Genomic DNA, 508 nt, shown 5'->3' with positions numbered 1-508 from the left:
GGATCTCGGCGATGTTCGCGGCGGTCAGGTGCCGGCGCCAGCCGTAGTCGCTGATCGGCCGGTATTGCAGCAGCCACAATTGCGCGCCGTCCCAGGCCCATTCGACGTCGCCGGGCACGTAGTGGAACACGCGCAGTACGTCTTGCAGAAAGCGCCAGAGCAGGTCTTCGGTCAAGCCATGGGATGGCGTGAACGTGCCGCTTCGCCAAGCATCGCCAACCCGCGAAAGCGTTGCTCGCGAAGGGCTGACGTGACCGTCGGCCAGCGGTTCGAGGTGGCCTTCAACCCACTCCAGTTCTAGCGAGAGATGGCGCACAAAAGCGATCCCGGAAACGACCGGCGTGATGAAGCGCTGCACCACCACTTCCTCAACGCCTTCGGCCGTCAGTTCGGCGATGCGTGTTGGCACGTTGGCGGTCGGCTCGCGCAGATAGGTGGTGCTCAAACCGGCATTCGCCGAGTCGGCCTGATCCTCGCCATAACTGGAGGAGCGCACCGCCCAGGTCAC

General features: G+C 64.4%; 1 pseudogene. It reads right to left on the bottom strand.

Annotation, left to right across the window (positions count from 1 at the left end):
- A pseudogene (locus tag BK660_RS30660) lies at window positions 1-508 on the bottom strand (alpha/beta hydrolase); the annotation flags it as partial.

Origin of the sequence: Pseudomonas brassicacearum (genome assembly GCF_003732265.1) — a bacterium.
In the GTDB taxonomy this organism is placed as follows: domain Bacteria; phylum Pseudomonadota; class Gammaproteobacteria; order Pseudomonadales; family Pseudomonadaceae; genus Aquipseudomonas; species Aquipseudomonas brassicacearum_D.
Note: the sequence above shows the minus strand (reverse complement) of the source record. Positions and strands in the feature narration are given on the sequence as shown.